At 37.2% G+C, this 15,936-nt stretch carries 17 protein-coding genes; 13 read left to right on the top strand and 4 right to left on the bottom strand.

The window, feature by feature from the left end; translation table 11 throughout:
- Positions 1-105 precede the first annotated feature (105 nt).
- The 9 genes from GQR52_RS08235 to GQR52_RS08275 all read left to right on the top strand — a co-directional run bounded on the left by GQR52_RS08235 (position 106) and on the right by GQR52_RS08275 (position 9,024).
- Positions 106-1,185 (top strand): pilus assembly protein PilM, encoded by a 1,080-nt coding sequence (locus GQR52_RS08235; protein ID WP_024589891.1) that lies wholly within the window; start codon positions 106-108, stop codon positions 1,183-1,185.
- Positions 1,173-1,745 (top strand): PilN domain-containing protein, encoded by a 573-nt coding sequence (locus tag GQR52_RS08240; protein ID WP_007586268.1) that lies wholly within the window; start codon positions 1,173-1,175, stop codon positions 1,743-1,745. The genes GQR52_RS08235 and GQR52_RS08240 overlap by 13 nt, the downstream gene beginning before the upstream one ends.
- Positions 1,735-2,340, top strand: a complete 606-nt coding sequence (locus GQR52_RS08245) for a type 4a pilus biogenesis protein PilO (protein ID WP_007586270.1) — start codon at positions 1,735-1,737, stop codon at positions 2,338-2,340. The genes GQR52_RS08240 and GQR52_RS08245 overlap by 11 nt, the downstream gene beginning before the upstream one ends.
- Positions 2,337-2,876: a pilus assembly protein PilP gene (locus tag GQR52_RS08250; protein ID WP_007586272.1), complete on the top strand. Its 540-nt coding sequence runs from the start codon at positions 2,337-2,339 to the stop codon at positions 2,874-2,876. Before GQR52_RS08245 ends, GQR52_RS08250 begins: the two co-directional genes overlap by 4 nt.
- The gene (locus GQR52_RS08255) at positions 2,863-4,968 is read left to right on the top strand and encodes a type IV pilus secretin PilQ family protein (RefSeq protein ID WP_165728112.1); all 2,106 of its coding nucleotides are present in this window, start codon (positions 2,863-2,865) and stop codon (positions 4,966-4,968) included. The genes GQR52_RS08250 and GQR52_RS08255 overlap by 14 nt, the downstream gene beginning before the upstream one ends.
- A gap of 184 nt (positions 4,969-5,152) precedes the next feature.
- Complete coding sequence (aroK, locus tag GQR52_RS08260; protein ID WP_004589350.1) at positions 5,153-5,671, top strand: shikimate kinase AroK; 519 nt, start codon at positions 5,153-5,155, stop codon at positions 5,669-5,671.
- Between the two features lie 27 nt (positions 5,672-5,698).
- On the top strand, positions 5,699-6,769 hold the full coding sequence (aroB, locus tag GQR52_RS08265; RefSeq protein WP_010553793.1) for a 3-dehydroquinate synthase: 1,071 nt from the start codon (positions 5,699-5,701) through the stop codon (positions 6,767-6,769).
- Positions 6,770-8,113 (top strand): AAA family ATPase, encoded by a 1,344-nt coding sequence (locus GQR52_RS08270; protein WP_165728113.1) that lies wholly within the window; start codon positions 6,770-6,772, stop codon positions 8,111-8,113.
- A gap of 53 nt (positions 8,114-8,166) precedes the next feature.
- Positions 8,167-9,024 (top strand): Dam family site-specific DNA-(adenine-N6)-methyltransferase, encoded by an 858-nt coding sequence (locus GQR52_RS08275; protein WP_007586285.1) that lies wholly within the window; start codon positions 8,167-8,169, stop codon positions 9,022-9,024.
- On the opposite strand, the gene GQR52_RS08280 is transcribed toward GQR52_RS08275, so the two are convergent.
- Together GQR52_RS08280 and GQR52_RS08285 are read right to left on the bottom strand one after the other, a co-directional pair.
- Positions 8,981-9,166, bottom strand: coding sequence for a DUF2970 domain-containing protein (locus GQR52_RS08280; protein ID WP_007586286.1), 186 nt, complete (start codon positions 9,164-9,166; stop codon positions 8,981-8,983). The two genes, GQR52_RS08275 and GQR52_RS08280, sit on opposite strands and share 44 nt — an antisense overlap.
- A gap of 3 nt (positions 9,167-9,169) precedes the next feature.
- Positions 9,170-9,472 carry a hypothetical protein gene (locus tag GQR52_RS08285; RefSeq protein ID WP_007586287.1) on the bottom strand — a complete coding sequence of 101 codons (303 nt, stop codon included), beginning with the start codon at positions 9,470-9,472 and terminating at the stop codon, positions 9,170-9,172.
- A 161-nt stretch (positions 9,473-9,633) separates the two neighbouring features.
- On the opposite strand from GQR52_RS08285, the gene rpe reads away from it, so the two are divergent.
- Genes rpe through trpS form a run of 3 tightly spaced genes read left to right on the top strand, consistent with a single transcriptional unit; the run spans position 9,634 to position 12,019 of the window.
- Positions 9,634-10,317, top strand: a complete 684-nt coding sequence (gene rpe / locus GQR52_RS08290; RefSeq protein ID WP_024607213.1) for a ribulose-phosphate 3-epimerase — start codon at positions 9,634-9,636, stop codon at positions 10,315-10,317.
- Positions 10,317-10,982 (top strand): phosphoglycolate phosphatase, encoded by a 666-nt coding sequence (locus tag GQR52_RS08295; RefSeq protein WP_165728114.1) that lies wholly within the window; start codon positions 10,317-10,319, stop codon positions 10,980-10,982. Before rpe ends, GQR52_RS08295 begins: the two co-directional genes overlap by 1 nt.
- Positions 10,983-11,014: 32 nt before the next feature.
- Positions 11,015-12,019, top strand: coding sequence for a tryptophan--tRNA ligase (gene trpS, locus GQR52_RS08300; RefSeq protein WP_165728115.1), 1,005 nt, complete (start codon positions 11,015-11,017; stop codon positions 12,017-12,019).
- Positions 12,020-12,134: 115 nt separating this feature from the next.
- Here the strand turns inward: trpS and GQR52_RS08305 are convergent, their stop codons facing one another.
- Together GQR52_RS08305 and GQR52_RS08310 are read right to left on the bottom strand one after the other, a co-directional pair.
- A complete protein-coding gene (locus tag GQR52_RS08305; RefSeq protein WP_165728116.1) occupies positions 12,135-13,055 on the bottom strand; it encodes a TraB/GumN family protein in 921 nt (306 codons plus the stop codon).
- Between the two features lie 36 nt (positions 13,056-13,091).
- Positions 13,092-13,457 (bottom strand): hypothetical protein, encoded by a 366-nt coding sequence (locus GQR52_RS08310; RefSeq protein ID WP_165728117.1) that lies wholly within the window; start codon positions 13,455-13,457, stop codon positions 13,092-13,094.
- Between the two features lie 283 nt (positions 13,458-13,740).
- On the opposite strand from GQR52_RS08310, the gene GQR52_RS08315 reads away from it, so the two are divergent.
- Positions 13,741-15,885 (top strand): winged helix family transcriptional regulator, encoded by a 2,145-nt coding sequence (locus tag GQR52_RS08315; protein WP_165728118.1) that lies wholly within the window; start codon positions 13,741-13,743, stop codon positions 15,883-15,885.
- Positions 15,886-15,936 lie beyond the last annotated feature (51 nt).

Here is a 15,936-nt window from a genome sequence, read left to right on the forward strand (position 1 = left end):
ATTGCGAGTTTTGACTGCTAGTATATATTGATTAAAAAATGAATAATATTTTTTCATATAAAAATTATAACTTGTTTATTATTAAAACAAAGGCCAAGTTGAAACATGCTAAGTCAACTATTTCAAAAACCGTCCCAAATGATGGTAGGAATTGATATTGGATCACACTCTATTAAGGCTGTGCTTTTACGTGAAATTGAAACTGGATTTCGACTCGAAGCACTTGCAATTGAGCCGATGCCAAAAGGCGCAATGAGTGAGCGCACAATTCAAGATATTGAAGCGATTGGTAACGTAATTACAAAATTAAGAAAAAAATTACCAAAGTCGTTAAAATCTGCAGCAGTGGCTGTTTCTGGCCAAACAGTCATTACAAAAGTGATCTTCATGGATGTATCGTTAACTGATGCTGAACTTGAGTCGCAAATTGAAATTGAAGCCGATAGTTTAATTCCATATCCTCTTGATGAAGTGAGCCTCGACTTTGAGAAGCTTTCGACGAATGAGGCCGATCCTAGTAAAATGAATGTTTTGCTTTCAGCTGCTCGTACTGAGAGTGTAGAAGCGCGTGTTGGCGCTTTAGAAGCTGCAAATTTAGAAGCTAAAATAGTTGATGTAGAAAGCTATGCATTAAGTCGTGCAATGGATGTGTATTACCAGCAATTACCTAGCGACGCATTTAATAAATGTGTGGCTGTGGTTGATATTGGTGCGGTTTTAATGCTCGTGAGCGTTGTTCAAGCTGGGGAAACAATTTATACACGAGACCAAGTTTTTGGTGGCGACCAATATACAAATAGTATTGTTGCTTATTATAATAAAGGATTTGATGAAGCTGAAATTGGTAAAACATCAGGTGATTTACCGCCAAACTACACCTTTGAAGTATTAGCCCCTTTTCAAACTTCGTTACTCCAACAAGTGCGACGCGCGGTGCAAATGTTTTTAACAACCAGTGGCAAAGAGCAAATCGACTATATTGTATTAACGGGTGGTACATCGATGATTAAAGGTATTGACCGATTACTCATTGAAGAACTAGGTATTCACTCTGTCGTTGCTGAGCCTTTTGAAAATATGGAAATTTCTCCAAAAGTAGATCGTAATGTAATGCAGCGTCACAAAACGCAGTTTGCAATTGCGACAGGGTTGGCATTAAGGAGCTTTTCAACATGCCACATATAAATCTACTTCCTTGGCGTGAATCGCAGCGCGAAGAATCGAAAAAGAAATTTGTAACTATACTTATTGGTGTCGTTATACTTTGTTTTGCGAGTATGTACTTATTAAGCTCTTTTTATAGTGCATTAAAAGACGGTCAAAACTTAAAGAATAACTATTTAAGCTCAGAAATTAGCATGCTAGATAAAAAAATAAGTGAAATTAGAAGTTTAGATAAAAGAAAAGAAAACTTACAACAGCGTATGAGGCTCATTGAAGAATTACAAAGCAGCCGTAATTTGGGTACGCAAATAATGGATGAAGTTGCCAAAATAGTGCCGGGTGGGGTTTACTTAACAAAACTCGAGCGCAGAGGCAGCCAAATACATGTATTGGGACGTAGTGAATCTAATAACCGTTTATCAACAATGCTGCGCCAAGTACAAAGCTCATATTTACTAGAGAATCCTTCAATGCAAGGCATTGTTGCAGGCGATCAATCTTCGCGTTTACTTAGTGATTTTAATATGGAATTTTATGTAAAACCATTTGATAAAATTGGTGAGGTTAGCGATGAGCCTTGATTTTAAAGCACTGAGTGAAATTGATTGGAATGAAATAGAGCTTGATAACATTGGCGATTGGCCTATTGCAGTTAAAGCAATTTGCTGTACGTTTGTTGCCGGACTTGTATTGTTTTTTAGTTATAGCCTATTAGTTTCTGATGAAATTGATAGTTACCACAGTGCAGTTGCGAAAGAGGTCGAGTTACGCACAACTTATCGCACTAAATACGCAGTCGCGAGTAAGCTTGAGATCTACCGTCAACAAATGATTGAAATGGAAGATAAGTTTTCACAATTATTAAAACGTTTACCTACCTCTAACGAAACCCCTGGTTTACTTGATGATTTGTCGTATGTTGGCACAACAAGTGGTCTGACTTTTTTAAAAATAGGTTGGTTACCAGAAGTCGAGAAAGAATTTTATACTGAATTACCGATTAAAATAGAAGTGATAGGGACCTACCATGAATTTGGTGAGTTTGTGGGTAAAGTAGCTCAGTTACCACGAATTGTAAGCTTACATGACTTTTCTATTTTATCATCGGGCGATAAACAGTTAACATTTAGTGTTGTTGCAAAAACATATCGCTATGAAGAAGGGGTTAAAAAATGAAGCTCCTTCGCGTAGTACCTGTAGTAATGGTGTTTGTTTTGAGTGGTTGTAATGATGATACGTCTGAGCAAAAAGAATTTATTGATCAAGTAAAAGCAAGCACAACACCAAAGGTTGAATCAATTCCTGAGCTGACAAAGTTTGAAATATTTGAGTACAGTGCTGGTCAGCTACGTAGCCCGTTTGTAGCGCCTCAGCCTGAGATAATCCAAAATAAATTAACGCAAGTAAAAAACTGTTTGCACCCAGATCAAGAGCGTCGCCGCGAACCGTTAGAAAAATACCCGCTAGATAACTTAGCAATGAAAGGCACAATTGGTTCTAGTGGACAAATATGGGCATTAATAACAGCAGCTGACGCTACTTTGCATCGTGTAACGGTAGGGAATTACCTTGGTAGTTATGATGGCAAAGTAAAAACAGTAAGTAACGACTATATAGAGTTAGTGGAATTAATCCCTGATGGGTCTGGCTGTTGGAAAGAGCGCTTGACTAAATTAGAAATGTTAGAGGCGGCAACAGATGGCGCAAATTAATAATAAAAAAGGTAAAAATAGCATGCATAAGGATGTACTTTGGCTTCATCGTATTTCACAAACATTACTGGCTGCTGTTGCTTTAGTCACTGTAAATTCAGCCGTTGCAGGGCCGTTACTTTATGATGTTCGTTATAATCCATTACTTAAAGGCGAAACTGAGTTACAGCTTGTTTTTGATGAAGAGTTAACGCTTGAGCCAAAAGTTCAGGTGTTTAATAGCCCAGCCCGAATCGAAATGTTTTTTGATACCGCAGAGTTAGAGGTTGGTTTAAATGATGTTGAAGTTAATCAAGCTGGAATTAGCAGTGTTACTAATGTTTTAACTAACAGTGGTTTAAAGGTAACGGTAAACTTAGATAGATTAAAAATTTATGAAACTGAAGTTCATAACAACTTAGTATCAATACGCGTGTCTGATAATCCTCTTACAGAATCTGAAAATGAAGATGTAGCGATGGACTCAGGTGATGTAAGTGGAAATTACATCAACCGTATCCAATCAATTGATTTTAGACGTGGTGAAAAGGGCGAAGCGAAAGTACTCGTATTTTTACAAGACACTCAAGCTGCAATTGAAGTCCATGAAAGTGGCGGTAAAATTTACGCTGACTTTCATCACACCGATATTTTAGATGACCTACTTTATGAATTAGATGTATTAGATTTTGGTACTGTTGTAAGTAATATCGAGACTTTTAAAGAAGACGGATTAAGTCGTGTCGTTATTGAGCCAAACGCTCAGTTTACATTTACGTACCAGCAAATAGATAATATTTTAACGCTGACGGTAGAAAAAGATGAAACGCAAAACGCCTATTTAGATGGTGGCGTTGAGTATCAAGGTCGCCCTATGACCTTAAATTTTCAAGATATCTCTGTGCGAGCAGCACTACAAATTATTGCGGGTTATAACGATTTTAACTTAGTAACCAGTGATTCAGTGACAGGTAATATAACACTGCGCTTAGATGGCGTACCGTGGGATCAAGCGCTTGACGTAGTATTGCGTATTAAAGGGCTAGATAAGCGCATGGATGGCTCTATTTTAATGGTAGCACCTGCAGAAGAACTAGCTGCACGTGAAGCTAAAGATTTAAAAGCTAAACAGCAAGTTGAAGACTTAGAGCCTCTATACAGTGAATACATTCGATTAAACTATGCTAAAGCCGAAAATTTTGCTGATTTATTAAAAACAGATAGAAACAGCATTATAACAGCCCGTGGTAGTGTATCGGTTGATCAGCGTACAAATACCTTATTAGTAAAAGATACGGTAAAGAGTATAGAAAATATCCGCCGCATGATTGAAACACTCGATATTCCAGTACAGCAGGTTGTAATAGAATCTCGTATGGTAACTGTGCGTGATAACGTTACTGAGGACTTAGGCGTACGCTGGGGCTTTAGTGACCAAGGTAGTAGTGTTGGTATTTCAGGTTCACTTGAAGGCGCAGAAGGCATTTATAACGCGACATCAACTTCAAATGCGCCAAGTATTTCAGATCGATTAAATGTAAATTTACCTACATCAAACCCAGCAGCAAGTATTGGCTTACACATAGCAAAACTGGCTAATGGTACGTTAATTGATTTAGAGCTAAGTGCGCTTGAAAAAGAGAACAAAGGTGAGATTATTGCAAGCCCGCGCATTATTGCAGCAAACCAGCAAAAAGCGCGAATAGAGCAAGGTACTGAAATTCCTTACACTGAGTCAGCTTCAAGTGGTGCTACTACCGTAAGCTTTAAAAAAGCGGTACTGAGTTTAGAAGTAACGCCTCATATAACCCCGGATAATAAAGTAATACTAGACTTAGTGATTACTCAAGATACACGTGGTGATACCGTACAAACGGGTACAGGTGAAGCTGTGTCTATTGATACCCAAGAGATCCAAACACAAGTATTAGTTGAGAATGGACAAACCGTAGTACTCGGTGGTATTTTCCAGCAGCAAATCATTAATACTACAAGTAAAGTACCAATTTTAGGTGATATTCCTTATGTAGGAAGACTATTTAAAAGCACAAGTGAGTTTAATGAAAAGCGTGAATTGCTTATTTTCGTGACACCAAAAATACAAATTGATTAAAATACAGTGGTTTTATGTTAACCAACGGGTGATTATTTAGATTAATTGCTCGTTATATGGCTTTTTATCCTAATTGACTTGAAATACCCCTGCAATTACTGAGATAATCCCCTCCTTAATTTTGGGGCCAGGTCGTTAGGCGGGGTTTTATTTCAAATTTTAGAGTTTGTTTGTACTAAAAGATATGGCTGAGAAACGTAATATATTTCTAGTTGGCCCCATGGGGGCTGGCAAAAGCACGATTGGTCGTCACATCGCTGACCAATTACACCTTGAATTTGTTGATTCTGATCAAGAAATCGAACGCCGCACAGGTGCAGATATTGCATGGGTATTCGATCTTGAAGGTGAAGAAGGCTTTAGACTTCGAGAAGAGTCTGTTATTGGCGATTTAACCGAGATGCAAGGTATTGTACTTGCTACCGGTGGTGGTTCAGTAATGAGCAAAGAAGTTCGAAACAAGCTTTCGGCTCGAGGTATCGTTGTATACCTAGAGACACCTATAGAGAAGCAAGTTGCACGCACGCAACGCGACAAGCGTCGTCCATTACTGCAAACTGAAGAAGCACCTCGTAACGTACTAGAGCGCTTAGCTGAAGAACGCGAGCCACTATACAAAGAAGTTGCTGATTTTGTTGTACGTACCGATGAGCAAAGCGCTAAAGTTGTTGCTAACCAAATCATCGAGAAATTAGATTTTTAAAAACCAATAATAAAGGAATAGCCAAGCATGCTTAAATTAACTGTTAATTTGGACGAGCGAAGTTATCCTATTTATATTGGGCAATCTGCACTTCAAGATAATGGCCGCCTGGTTCACCACATTGGTGATTGTCGGCCTATCATCATTACTAATGACACAATAGCGCCTTTATATTTGCAAAGATTACTTGATTCATTAGCTGATCTAAATCCGCTATCTTTTATTATTCCTGACGGTGAGCAATATAAATCACTTGAATGGTTTGAAAAAATATCAGCATTTTTACTACAAAATAACTGTGGCCGAGATACGTGTTTAATTGCGTTAGGTGGCGGTGTTGTAGGTGACCTAACTGGTTTTGTAGCGGCTTGTTATCAGCGCGGCGTACCGTTTATTCAAATACCAACGACAGTGCTTTCACAGGTTGATTCATCGGTAGGTGGAAAAACGGCAGTAAATCATCCGTTAGGTAAAAATATGATAGGGGCATTTTATCAGCCTCAAGCGGTTTTTATTGATACGCAAACATTACACACTCTACCTGCACGAGAGTTTGCAGCAGGTATGGCTGAGGTAATTAAGTATGGTCTGATTTACGATACCGAATTATTTGCCTATTTAGAGCGAAATGTGACTAATTTACAGCAATTAGATGAAGCATGCTTACAGCATATCATTTTTAGATGTTGTGAAATAAAAGCGCTTATAGTTGCTCAAGATGAAAAAGAACACGGCTTACGGGCTTTGTTAAACTTAGGCCATACATTTGCCCATGCAATTGAGGCACAGATGGGTTATGGCGTTTGGTTACACGGCGAAGCTGTTGCAACAGGAATGGTATTAGCAGCTAAACTTGCCAAGACACGCCAAGATTTAAGCGCAGATGAAGTTGATCGAATTATTAAGCTGCTTGAGCTATATAATTTACCAACAGAAATTCCAAAGCAAATGACTAGCGAGCAGTTTTTAACGCATATGCGTAAAGACAAAAAGAATAAAAAAGGCACTATCCGCTTTATTCTACCTACCCAATTTGGCCAGTGTGCATTAGTTGATAATGTATCTGATGATCAAGTTAGAGACTTAATCGAGCAGTAAATGCAGTCACAAATTTTACCAAGCCGTGCGGCTTTGGTGGATAGAATCGCACTGCAATTTGAGTACGGGCAAAATTTAATTGTTTTACTTGGCACTTCTGGGCTAGGTAAAAGTTACATGCTCGAAACCTTCATTACAGATAAATACAACGACTTTAATAAAGCCTTCGTGCAAGTAAGTGCGCAAATGACTGATGCTCAGCTAATGAGTGAGTTATTAGAGCAAAGCTTTAACTCTCCCCTGATTGATCATAACTTAAGTTTACCTGAAAACTATTACCAATTACTGCAGCAGCAACCATGCGGGCCATGTTTATGGGTACTTGATGGCGGTAGGCAATTATCTGATGAGATGTTAATTGAGCTTGAGTTACTTTCTAAAAACAGCCCAAATACGCTATATATTATAATAGCTTCACAGTCCAAACTGGCTTTAAATAACGCTGTTGAAATTTATCTGGAGCCGCTAACGCTTCGAGAAAGCAAGATGTTATTGCAGTGGTACTTTACAGACTTACCCTATGATGAAGACCCTGTATTTAGTACTTTTTTAGCTGAGGCTCATGGTAATCCAAGCTTATTGCTTGCTTGGCAACCTAGTGAGCACATAGCCGATATTATTGTTAAAGACAAAGTGTCTTGGCGATTACACTTATTGATTTTGATGTTGCTGATTATGCTTTTAATTATTGGTCTGCTTTATAAGTCGGATATGACGCAGTGGTGGCAACAGTATTATCAGCAAGAAGAAACACAAGTAGTAAATACAGCAATATCTATAGAGCAAGTAAGTGAGCCGGCTATAAAGAAAAATGACTCAATAATTAACTTAAATGAACTTGAAGTAGTTGAGCCAGATATTAAGCCAGAGCGTGTACACATTAATGATGTGCCTGCCATAATGCAAAGCCTTACCGAACCTGGCAACACCGTTAACGTATTAGACAATGCTATTGATAATAGCGTTAAAAACAAAAGCAGTGTATCAAGTGACGTTAAATCTGAAGCTCTAAAAGTAAATACAGCAGAGCAAACTCAGATCAGCCAAGATAATATATGGTACATGCAGCAAATAGATACAAATAGTGTTATTCAATTATTAGCCGTAACTCAGCAGGAAGTTAGCGATAATTTTATTGCTCAATTCAATCTACAGCAGCAAACTCATACTTACCAAACAAAGCGAAATAATAAAATATGGTGGGTTGTTACATTTGGCAGTTTTGAAAGTATAAACGAAGCAAAATCAGCAATGGATACTTTATCTGCTGAGGTTAGAAAAAATAAACCTTTCTATAAAAAAATTAGTAAAATAAAGCAAGAAATAGCACTCGTTGATCAGTAAAACACACTGCTTTAGTGTAAAATCGCGCAACACCAGATTGAAGTAAAGAGCCAATGCAGCAAAAGAGTAGAGCCTTCCTTAAATGGGCCGGCGGAAAATACAGCCTAGTTGAAAATATTAATGCGCGATTAAACCAAGCTAGCAAGCATGCTGATACGTTGGTTGAACCTTTTGTTGGTGCAGGCTCTGTGTTTTTAAATAGTGACTTTAAACACTATATTCTCAACGATATAAATGCAGACTTAATTAACTTATATAAAGAGCTGAAAAGCTCTCCAGATGAGCTGATTAGTGACGCTAAAAAGTTATTTGTAGATTTGAATAATCACGCAGATGCTTATTACGAATATCGTGTGCAGTTTAATCAAAGTCGTGATGTATATGAACGTTCAATATTGTTTTTATACATGAACCGCCATGGTTATAACGGACTCTGTAGGTATAATTTAAAAGGTATTTTTAATGTGCCTTTTGGTAAATATAAAAAGCCTTACTTTCCTGAAAAAGAAATGTACTTTTTTGCTGAAAAAGCACAAAAAGCAACCTTCACCTGTTTAGATTACGATGACGTTTTTAAGTTAGTGCCTAACAATGCAGTTATTTATTGCGACCCACCTTATGTACCATTAAGTAAAACCGCTTCTTTTACGTCTTACGCTAAAGGGGGGTTTAATTTAGATGATCAGGCTAATTTGGCTAATCTGGCTGAGAAGGCTGCCTTTGAAAATGATACACCAGTGCTTATCTCTAATCACGATACCGTATGGACTCGAAAAATTTATAGCCAAGCATCACTTGATCAAATTCAAGTAAAGCGCACTATTAGCCCCAAAGGTGGCTCTAGAAATAAAGTTGACGAGTTGATGGCTATGTATTTAGCACCCAAGCAACCACAGCGTAAATTGCGATAACAAAAGCAATAAATAGTACAACCGCAATTAGGATGATAGAGACAGGAGAGTGTTGTTTAAAATCGACTTGGCGTTTATTTTCAGATTGAACACCAAAAAATGCTGCTAGCACACTTTGCAACGCACTAAAAAATTGCAGCATTATTTAAAATAAGGGTTTTAAAGAAGGAGTATTTTTAGAATCATCAGAACTAGTAAGTAGTTCTAGCAAATCGAGGTAATGAAACTGAGCGCTACGGCTATCGCCAGTTAACCACGAAAACCACGATGACTCTTCTTCAGCTTTAATACACGTGATTGTAGTTAATGTGTTTTGAGCACTTACCACTTGTGTATTATGACAATTACCCACTGAGCTTAATTCTTGCTCAGAGCTTGAATCAAAGCTAAACGCCCCGATAAGCAGTAATGCCGACGCAATTAATATCCCAGTTTTAAAAGCACGCATGATGAAATCCAATAATTTGTTACTTTTTTAATCATAGCAAATATTGATTAAATATCAAACTTAAAGTTACCTGAAATAGGGGCTATTACGCCATATTACTTGGGTAACATCTTCAATTAAGTTACATTAACGCAATACACTATTTATTGATGGAGTTAATCATGTTTAACCCAGAGCAAAAATATTTAATTGCCCCTTCTATTTTGTCTGCTGACTTTGCAAAGTTAGGTGAAGATGTTGATAAAGTACTCGCTGCGGGAGCAGATGTGGTTCATTTTGATGTAATGGATAATCACTATGTACCTAATCTAACAATTGGCCCAATGGTGTGTAAAGCACTTAGAGATTACGGCGTAACAGCGCCTATCGACGTGCATTTAATGGTTAAGCCTGTAGATAGCCTTATTCCACTGTTTGCAGAGGCTGGGGCATCAATTATTACTTTTCATCCAGAAGCTAGCGAGCACGTCGATCGAACAATACAGCTAATTAAAGATCACGGCTGTAAAGCAGGCTTAGTGTTTAACCCTGCAACAAGTCTAAGTTATTTAGATCATGTTATTGATAAGCTCGATACCATTTTACTTATGTCGGTTAACCCAGGTTTTGGCGGGCAAAGTTTTATCCCTCATACGCTTGAAAAACTACGCCAAGCAAAACAGCGTATTATTGAATCAGGTCGAGATATTCGCTTAGAGGTTGATGGTGGTATTAAAGTCGATAACATTGCAGCAGCGGCTCAAGCGGGTGCAGATATGTTTGTTGCAGGTTCTGCTATTTTTAATCAGCCAGATTACAAAGTTGTGATTGATCAAATGCGTAAACAGCTTGGAAGTGTAAAATAATGAAGTACGATATCGCCTTATTTGATTTAGATGGTACCTTGGTTGATAGCATTTACGATTTATACATAGCCATAAATCTCACATTAACTGACTTAGCATTCCCGATAGTAAGTCAACGTTTGGTTGAAAGCTGGGTAGGTAATGGTGTTGAAGTGCTAGTTAAACGTGCCTTGAGTGGCGATATGCAAGTGAGTGAGCATTTAGATGAATCACTCAGCAGCAAAGCTATTACGCAGTTTTATAAACATTATGAGCAACATGTGGGTGAATATAGTGTGTTGTATCAACATGTAGAAACTGGGCTTGCAGCACTTCGTGGTATGCCCAAAGCATTAATCACTAATAAGTCTCGTGTGTTTACAGAGAAGTTGCTTGATAAACTAGCACTAGCGAGCCATTTTGATGTGATTGTATGTGGTGACGACATGGCAAAAAAACCATCGCCAGAGCCTTTACTATTTGCCTGTAAAAAGCTAAATGTTGAACCTAATAAAGCAATAATGATAGGTGATTCTAAAAGCGATATACTTGCAGCTAAAGCTGCTAACATAGACGTAATTGCACTTAGTTACGGCTATAACCAAGGTGAAAACCTTGCAGATTATAATCCGCAGTACCTATGCGATAACTTCTTAGATATAATACCTGTTCTAACGCAGCGTTAAATATTATTAATTAAGCAAAATAAAGGAAAATCATGAGTAAACCAGTAGTATTAAGTGGCATGCAGCCAACCGGTGGTATGACAATAGGCAACTATGTTGGCGCTATTAACCAGTGGGTTAAGCTACAGGAAGAATATGATAGCTACTTTATGCTTGCAGATTTGCATGCGATTACGGTACGCCAAGACCCAGAATTACTTCGCGCTCGCGTATTGGACGGAGTTGCACTATATACAGCATGTGGTATCAATCCAGAAAAAGCAGCGCTATTTGTACAATCTCAAGTGCCTGAACATGCTCAACTAGGTTGGGTTTTAAACTGTTATGCGCAAATGGGTGAGCTTAATCGTATGACGCAGTTTAAAGATAAGTCAGCAACGCACGCTAATAATATTAACGTGGGTTTATTTGCTTATCCAGCTCTGCAAGCGGCGGATATTTTATTGTATCAAGCAGATAAAGTACCTGTAGGAGATGATCAAAAGCAGCATTTAGAGCTGACTCGCGATATTGCTACGCGCTTTAATAATGTATATGGCGATATTTTTACGCTACCAGAACCGTATATTCCTGAATTTGGTGCTCGCGTAATGAGCCTACAAGATCCACTTAAAAAGATGTCAAAGTCAGATGAAAACCCAAATGGTTTTATCATGATGCTAGACGAGCCTAAAAAGATTGAGAAAAAACTTAAAAAAGCAGTAACAGACTCAGACGAACAAGCGCGTATCTACTTTGATCGCAAAGAAAAGCCGGGTGTATCAAACTTGCTTACTTTATTAAGCGTTGCAACTAAGCGCTCAATTGAAGACTTAGTACCAGAATACGAAGATAAAATGTATGGCCATTTGAAGAAAGATACCGCTGATGCTGTTGTAAGCATGATTGAACCTATTCAAGCTCGCTTTAAAGAGATTAGAGAAGATCAATCGCTTCTTAATAACATCATGAAAAAGGGCGCTGAAAAAGCGAGTGCTCGAGCTGAGGTTACATTAAAAGCCGTTTATGATGCAGTTGGATTTATTCCACGCGGGTAAGTTTATTAAAATAAAAAAATGCCGCTTGTTAGCGGCATTTTTTATATAGCACATATCAACATGATAGACCCAAATAGAAACAGTAGCGATATCGCTAGTTTGTCTGTTTTATCCATTATTCAGCCCCTCTTACTGTTATATCTGCCGTGCTATCAATATCAACTAGAGAAACTTTATAGCCCTTATTTTCAAGTAAGGTAAGTAAACTATCTTGTCCTGCAAGGTGGGCAACTCCAACAAGTACAAACTCATTTTTGTCGTTGTTAAACATGGCTTCTACTTTTGGTAACCAATCATTATTTCTATCTGTAATGATTTGTTTATAGCTATTCGGATCATTTTGCTGCATATCTTCAAGTGCCACTTTATTCAGTGTGTCTGTATCACCTTTGCGCCAGGCAGCTAAAAGTCCTTTAAACATATCGCCATAGTTGTGAAGCTCGGCTAAGTTACGTTTAATGAAATCGTTTTCGTTGCCTTGACCCATTGTTTTAAAAAACTCTAACTGAAATTCCATTGTTTCTAAGTAATTTTTTGTTTTGTTATCTTCAGTCGCTTTTTTAGTAAAGTAAGCATCAACCCCTTCACCCATTAAATTTTGCTTTTGAAGCTCCATCGACATTAAAACAATACTAACCATAGCAGGGCGAAAACCATCTAACTTAGCTAGGTTAGCGCCAAACTCGCTAAGCTTATTTTCAAGTGAAGCCTTAATCTCGGGTTCTAGCTTTTGACTCAACGTTTCGTTATTTGTATACGATAGCGCACCTAACATTTGCATTTGTGCATTGGTGTCGGCTGGGTCAGGTAACGGTGCTTCTAAAATAATTGTATCTGCTTGTTCATAAGCATGGTTAAACTCAGCGGGTAGAGGCATTTCAGCTTTAGGTAGTATGTGAACTGTACCGCCAATAAATAGTGAGTCATTGCCATTACTTACTTGCCATACAGAGCTTTGAGCCTGTGCTGTATTTGCTAAAAGGCTACAACTAAGTAATACGCTAGCAGACACTAATTTTTTTGTGAATTTTTTCATGATAATTCCTTAATATAACTTTTAATTTTATTGTTTTTAGTTCGATAACACATTGCTGAAATATGTAGTGATTGACGATGTTACCTTTGAAAGATTTTTATCAATTTGCGAGTTTATTTTGCTCATTGAAGAGTCAAGCTCAGCTGATATTTTTTCATCTATTGAAGAAAGTAATGTCTGCTTATCAACATTACTTTTTAAAGACTCAGAAGCGTCTATTTTGTTTGTTTTTCGTAGTTTTTGATTAACAGGGTTAATTGCCTTTATGCTTTCATTAATCATGCATTTCTCTAAATTATTTTGAATGGTGTCTTGTTTAGCGTCAGCTGCAATAACTGAAGTAGTATTAAAAGCCGTTGCTAGTAGTAAAGCTGGCAGTACTTTTTTCATTGTGTTGTTCATAATTAAACCTTTTATATTTTTGATTGCAGCCAATTTAGAATCACAAATGATTTTTTACTAAGCTGCTTGTTGATGACGGTTTAAAGAATATCGCTGAATTTATTAAGAGTCGCTTATCTAGTTATGAGCAATTAATAGATAAGGTTTTTAAAGCTAAATAATTGTTTAAATTTAGTATGTTAGCTTTAAACCTTATAATGCTAATATAAGGTTTAAAATGCTTTTTCTATAAAATAAAGTGTAGATGTGATACGGTTTATAAAAATAAAAATACGTAAAGACTATGAATTATCAAATCGGACCTTGGCAATTTATTAGTAATCGCTGTGTGATTACTTCAAACCATTTAGAAAGGGAATTAGATCCACTTTTAGTAAAGTTATTACTCCACTTTATAGATAAGCCTCAACAAATCGTTTCCCGCCAAGAGCTTATTGAGAGTGTGTGGCAACAAAGCTTTGTTGACGATAATGCGATTAACCGTGCAATCTCAGAGTTAAGAAAGCAGCTTGCCCACCCAATTGAAAAAGCGCCGCTTTTAAAAACACATTACCGTAAAGGATATAGCCTAACGGTAATACCTGAGCGTTTAACGCAAGCAAACGTTTCGAAAGAGCCTGCAAACATTTTGCCTGACTCACCGGGTATTTCTGCCAAAAATGAAGAGATAGCTACTGCAACTATTTCGCAACCAGTTCAAAGAACGAATAGTAAAAAGTTTTTGATTTATTCTTTATTCGCCATTATTTGCCTGTGCTTTTTAGTATGGTTTGGGTTGTTTTTTATTAATACACCTTCTAGTGAAAAGATTAAACAGATCACGGTTAATAAGGTAGCAAGCACGTGGAATATAGGCAGTGAGGTTCACCCTGAGATGTCCTCAGATAAACAATATTTAGCTTATACAAATGTTGAACCTGAAAATGACGTAATGCATGCATTTGTAAAGCGACTATCTGATCAAAGGGAAGTTGAAATTACCTATCCTGGCTTTCAAGTATCCATTTTATCGTGGCAGTTAAATCAGCGCTCTGTGTTGTTACAAGCTACCAACTTAAAGCAGCAAAAGTGTGAAATGGTACTCGTTGATTTAAGCCAGTTTCCTGTTATAGGAGAGGCTACTTTAATTAAAAAGTGTGACCTTAGATACACTGGTTATGCGCAAGTAGACGAAAGTGGTGAGCATATTTATTACACCGAATATAAAAATGAGCATGAGGGTTCAGGTTTATATAAATATGATTTAGAACTTAAGAAAGAATTCATAGTGATTCCACCACCAGGCGTCATGTATGGCGTAATCATGCCTCGTTTATCTCATTCTGGTAGTAAAATAGCATATGTACTTAGTCAAAAGGGTAAGCCTTTTTCTGTATTTAGCTACAATTTTGAGACCCATGAAACCAAGCGGTTATTTAAAGCAAAGAAAAGCATAATTAGCTTCGCGTTTGACTGGCTTGCAGACGATAAAGGCGTGATTGTTTTTGAAGACTCTGAGCTTTCAACTATTGTGTTTGATGAAAATAATATTATTAAACGCACACTAACGATTACCCCAGCAATTTCACCTTATTATATAGCGGTTCACTCTGATAACAGCCTATTTTACTCGGAAAATATGACACAGGCATACTCGCTTATTAAAGCTACAGACCCTTTTGGTGATAATCCTGAGTATGAAGCACTTTATAAAAGTGATAAAGACGAGTACAACATTGCTGAAATAATTAATAAGGAAGGGACAGCACATATTTTTGTATCAGAGCGTTCTGGCAGCAGTCAATTGTGGCTCTCTCAAAATGGTCTTACAAAGCAACTTAGCTTTTTTAATTACGATGATGGCTCATCAACTTTTGTATTAGGAGGTCTAAGAGCCTCTCCTAATAAGCAACGCATGATATTCATGAAAAATAAAGGTTTTTCACTTTATGACGTAAACGCTCAAAAATTTTATCCATTTGAAGAATTTAATAAGCATAAAATAGTAAGCTATATTTGGTCAAAAAATAACGAAAGCATTATTTATATTAAGCGACTTGGTTCAAAAAATATATTGGCAGAATTTAATTTACTAACTCGCGATACACGCGTGATAGAAGGAATAAAAGCTAATAAACTCATTTCAGATAGTAAAGGTAACGGATACGTAACCAATGATAATCAATTAATTCGCCTTTCAGATAGGCAAAGCTGGGAATTACCTAAAAATGCCAAAAAGTCAGTTGCATATGGAGTTAGCAAAGACTATTTCTATTATTCAGATTCTATTTCTAGAGTCGCTAGACTAAATTTACACGATCAAACCATACAAGATATACACGTGGACTTTCGACCTATTGGTTTTGAAGTGAACGAAAACAATGAAATATTGTTTACGGGATCTAAATATAAAGACATGCAAATAGTGCAAATTAGTTGGGATGAATAACAAAATTATAATGCAGCTAAAAGTAGAGCATTATGCATAAAAAACACCAAG

It is taken from the genome of Pseudoalteromonas sp. 31A1 (assembly GCF_011378815.1).
Lineage (GTDB): Bacteria > Pseudomonadota > Gammaproteobacteria > Enterobacterales > Alteromonadaceae > Pseudoalteromonas > Pseudoalteromonas arctica.

What these genes read in the sequence shown, in the direction of transcription:
- GQR52_RS08235 (WP_024589891.1), top strand. Translation starts at nt 106, where the DNA reads ATGCTAAGTCAACTATTTCAAAAACCGTCCCAAATGATGGTAGGAATT.
- GQR52_RS08240 (WP_007586268.1), top strand. Translation starts at nt 1,173, where the DNA reads ATGCCACATATAAATCTACTTCCTTGGCGTGAATCGCAGCGCGAAGAA.
- GQR52_RS08245 (WP_007586270.1), top strand. Translation starts at nt 1,735, where the DNA reads ATGAGCCTTGATTTTAAAGCACTGAGTGAAATTGATTGGAATGAAATA.
- GQR52_RS08250 (WP_007586272.1), top strand. Translation starts at nt 2,337, where the DNA reads ATGAAGCTCCTTCGCGTAGTACCTGTAGTAATGGTGTTTGTTTTGAGT.
- GQR52_RS08255 (WP_165728112.1), top strand. Translation starts at nt 2,863, where the DNA reads ATGGCGCAAATTAATAATAAAAAAGGTAAAAATAGCATGCATAAGGAT.
- aroK (WP_004589350.1), top strand. Translation starts at nt 5,153, where the DNA reads ATGGCTGAGAAACGTAATATATTTCTAGTTGGCCCCATGGGGGCTGGC.
- aroB (WP_010553793.1), top strand. Translation starts at nt 5,699, where the DNA reads ATGCTTAAATTAACTGTTAATTTGGACGAGCGAAGTTATCCTATTTAT.
- GQR52_RS08270 (WP_165728113.1), top strand. Translation starts at nt 6,770, where the DNA reads ATGCAGTCACAAATTTTACCAAGCCGTGCGGCTTTGGTGGATAGAATC.
- GQR52_RS08275 (WP_007586285.1), top strand. Translation starts at nt 8,167, where the DNA reads ATGCAGCAAAAGAGTAGAGCCTTCCTTAAATGGGCCGGCGGAAAATAC.
- GQR52_RS08280 (WP_007586286.1), bottom strand. Translation starts at nt 9,166, where the DNA reads ATGCTGCAATTTTTTAGTGCGTTGCAAAGTGTGCTAGCAGCATTTTTT.
- GQR52_RS08285 (WP_007586287.1), bottom strand. Translation starts at nt 9,472, where the DNA reads ATGCGTGCTTTTAAAACTGGGATATTAATTGCGTCGGCATTACTGCTT.
- rpe (WP_024607213.1), top strand. Translation starts at nt 9,634, where the DNA reads ATGTTTAACCCAGAGCAAAAATATTTAATTGCCCCTTCTATTTTGTCT.
- GQR52_RS08295 (WP_165728114.1), top strand. Translation starts at nt 10,317, where the DNA reads ATGAAGTACGATATCGCCTTATTTGATTTAGATGGTACCTTGGTTGAT.
- trpS (WP_165728115.1), top strand. Translation starts at nt 11,015, where the DNA reads ATGAGTAAACCAGTAGTATTAAGTGGCATGCAGCCAACCGGTGGTATG.
- GQR52_RS08305 (WP_165728116.1), bottom strand. Translation starts at nt 13,055, where the DNA reads ATGAAAAAATTCACAAAAAAATTAGTGTCTGCTAGCGTATTACTTAGT.
- GQR52_RS08310 (WP_165728117.1), bottom strand. Translation starts at nt 13,457, where the DNA reads ATGAACAACACAATGAAAAAAGTACTGCCAGCTTTACTACTAGCAACG.
- GQR52_RS08315 (WP_165728118.1), top strand. Translation starts at nt 13,741, where the DNA reads ATGAATTATCAAATCGGACCTTGGCAATTTATTAGTAATCGCTGTGTG.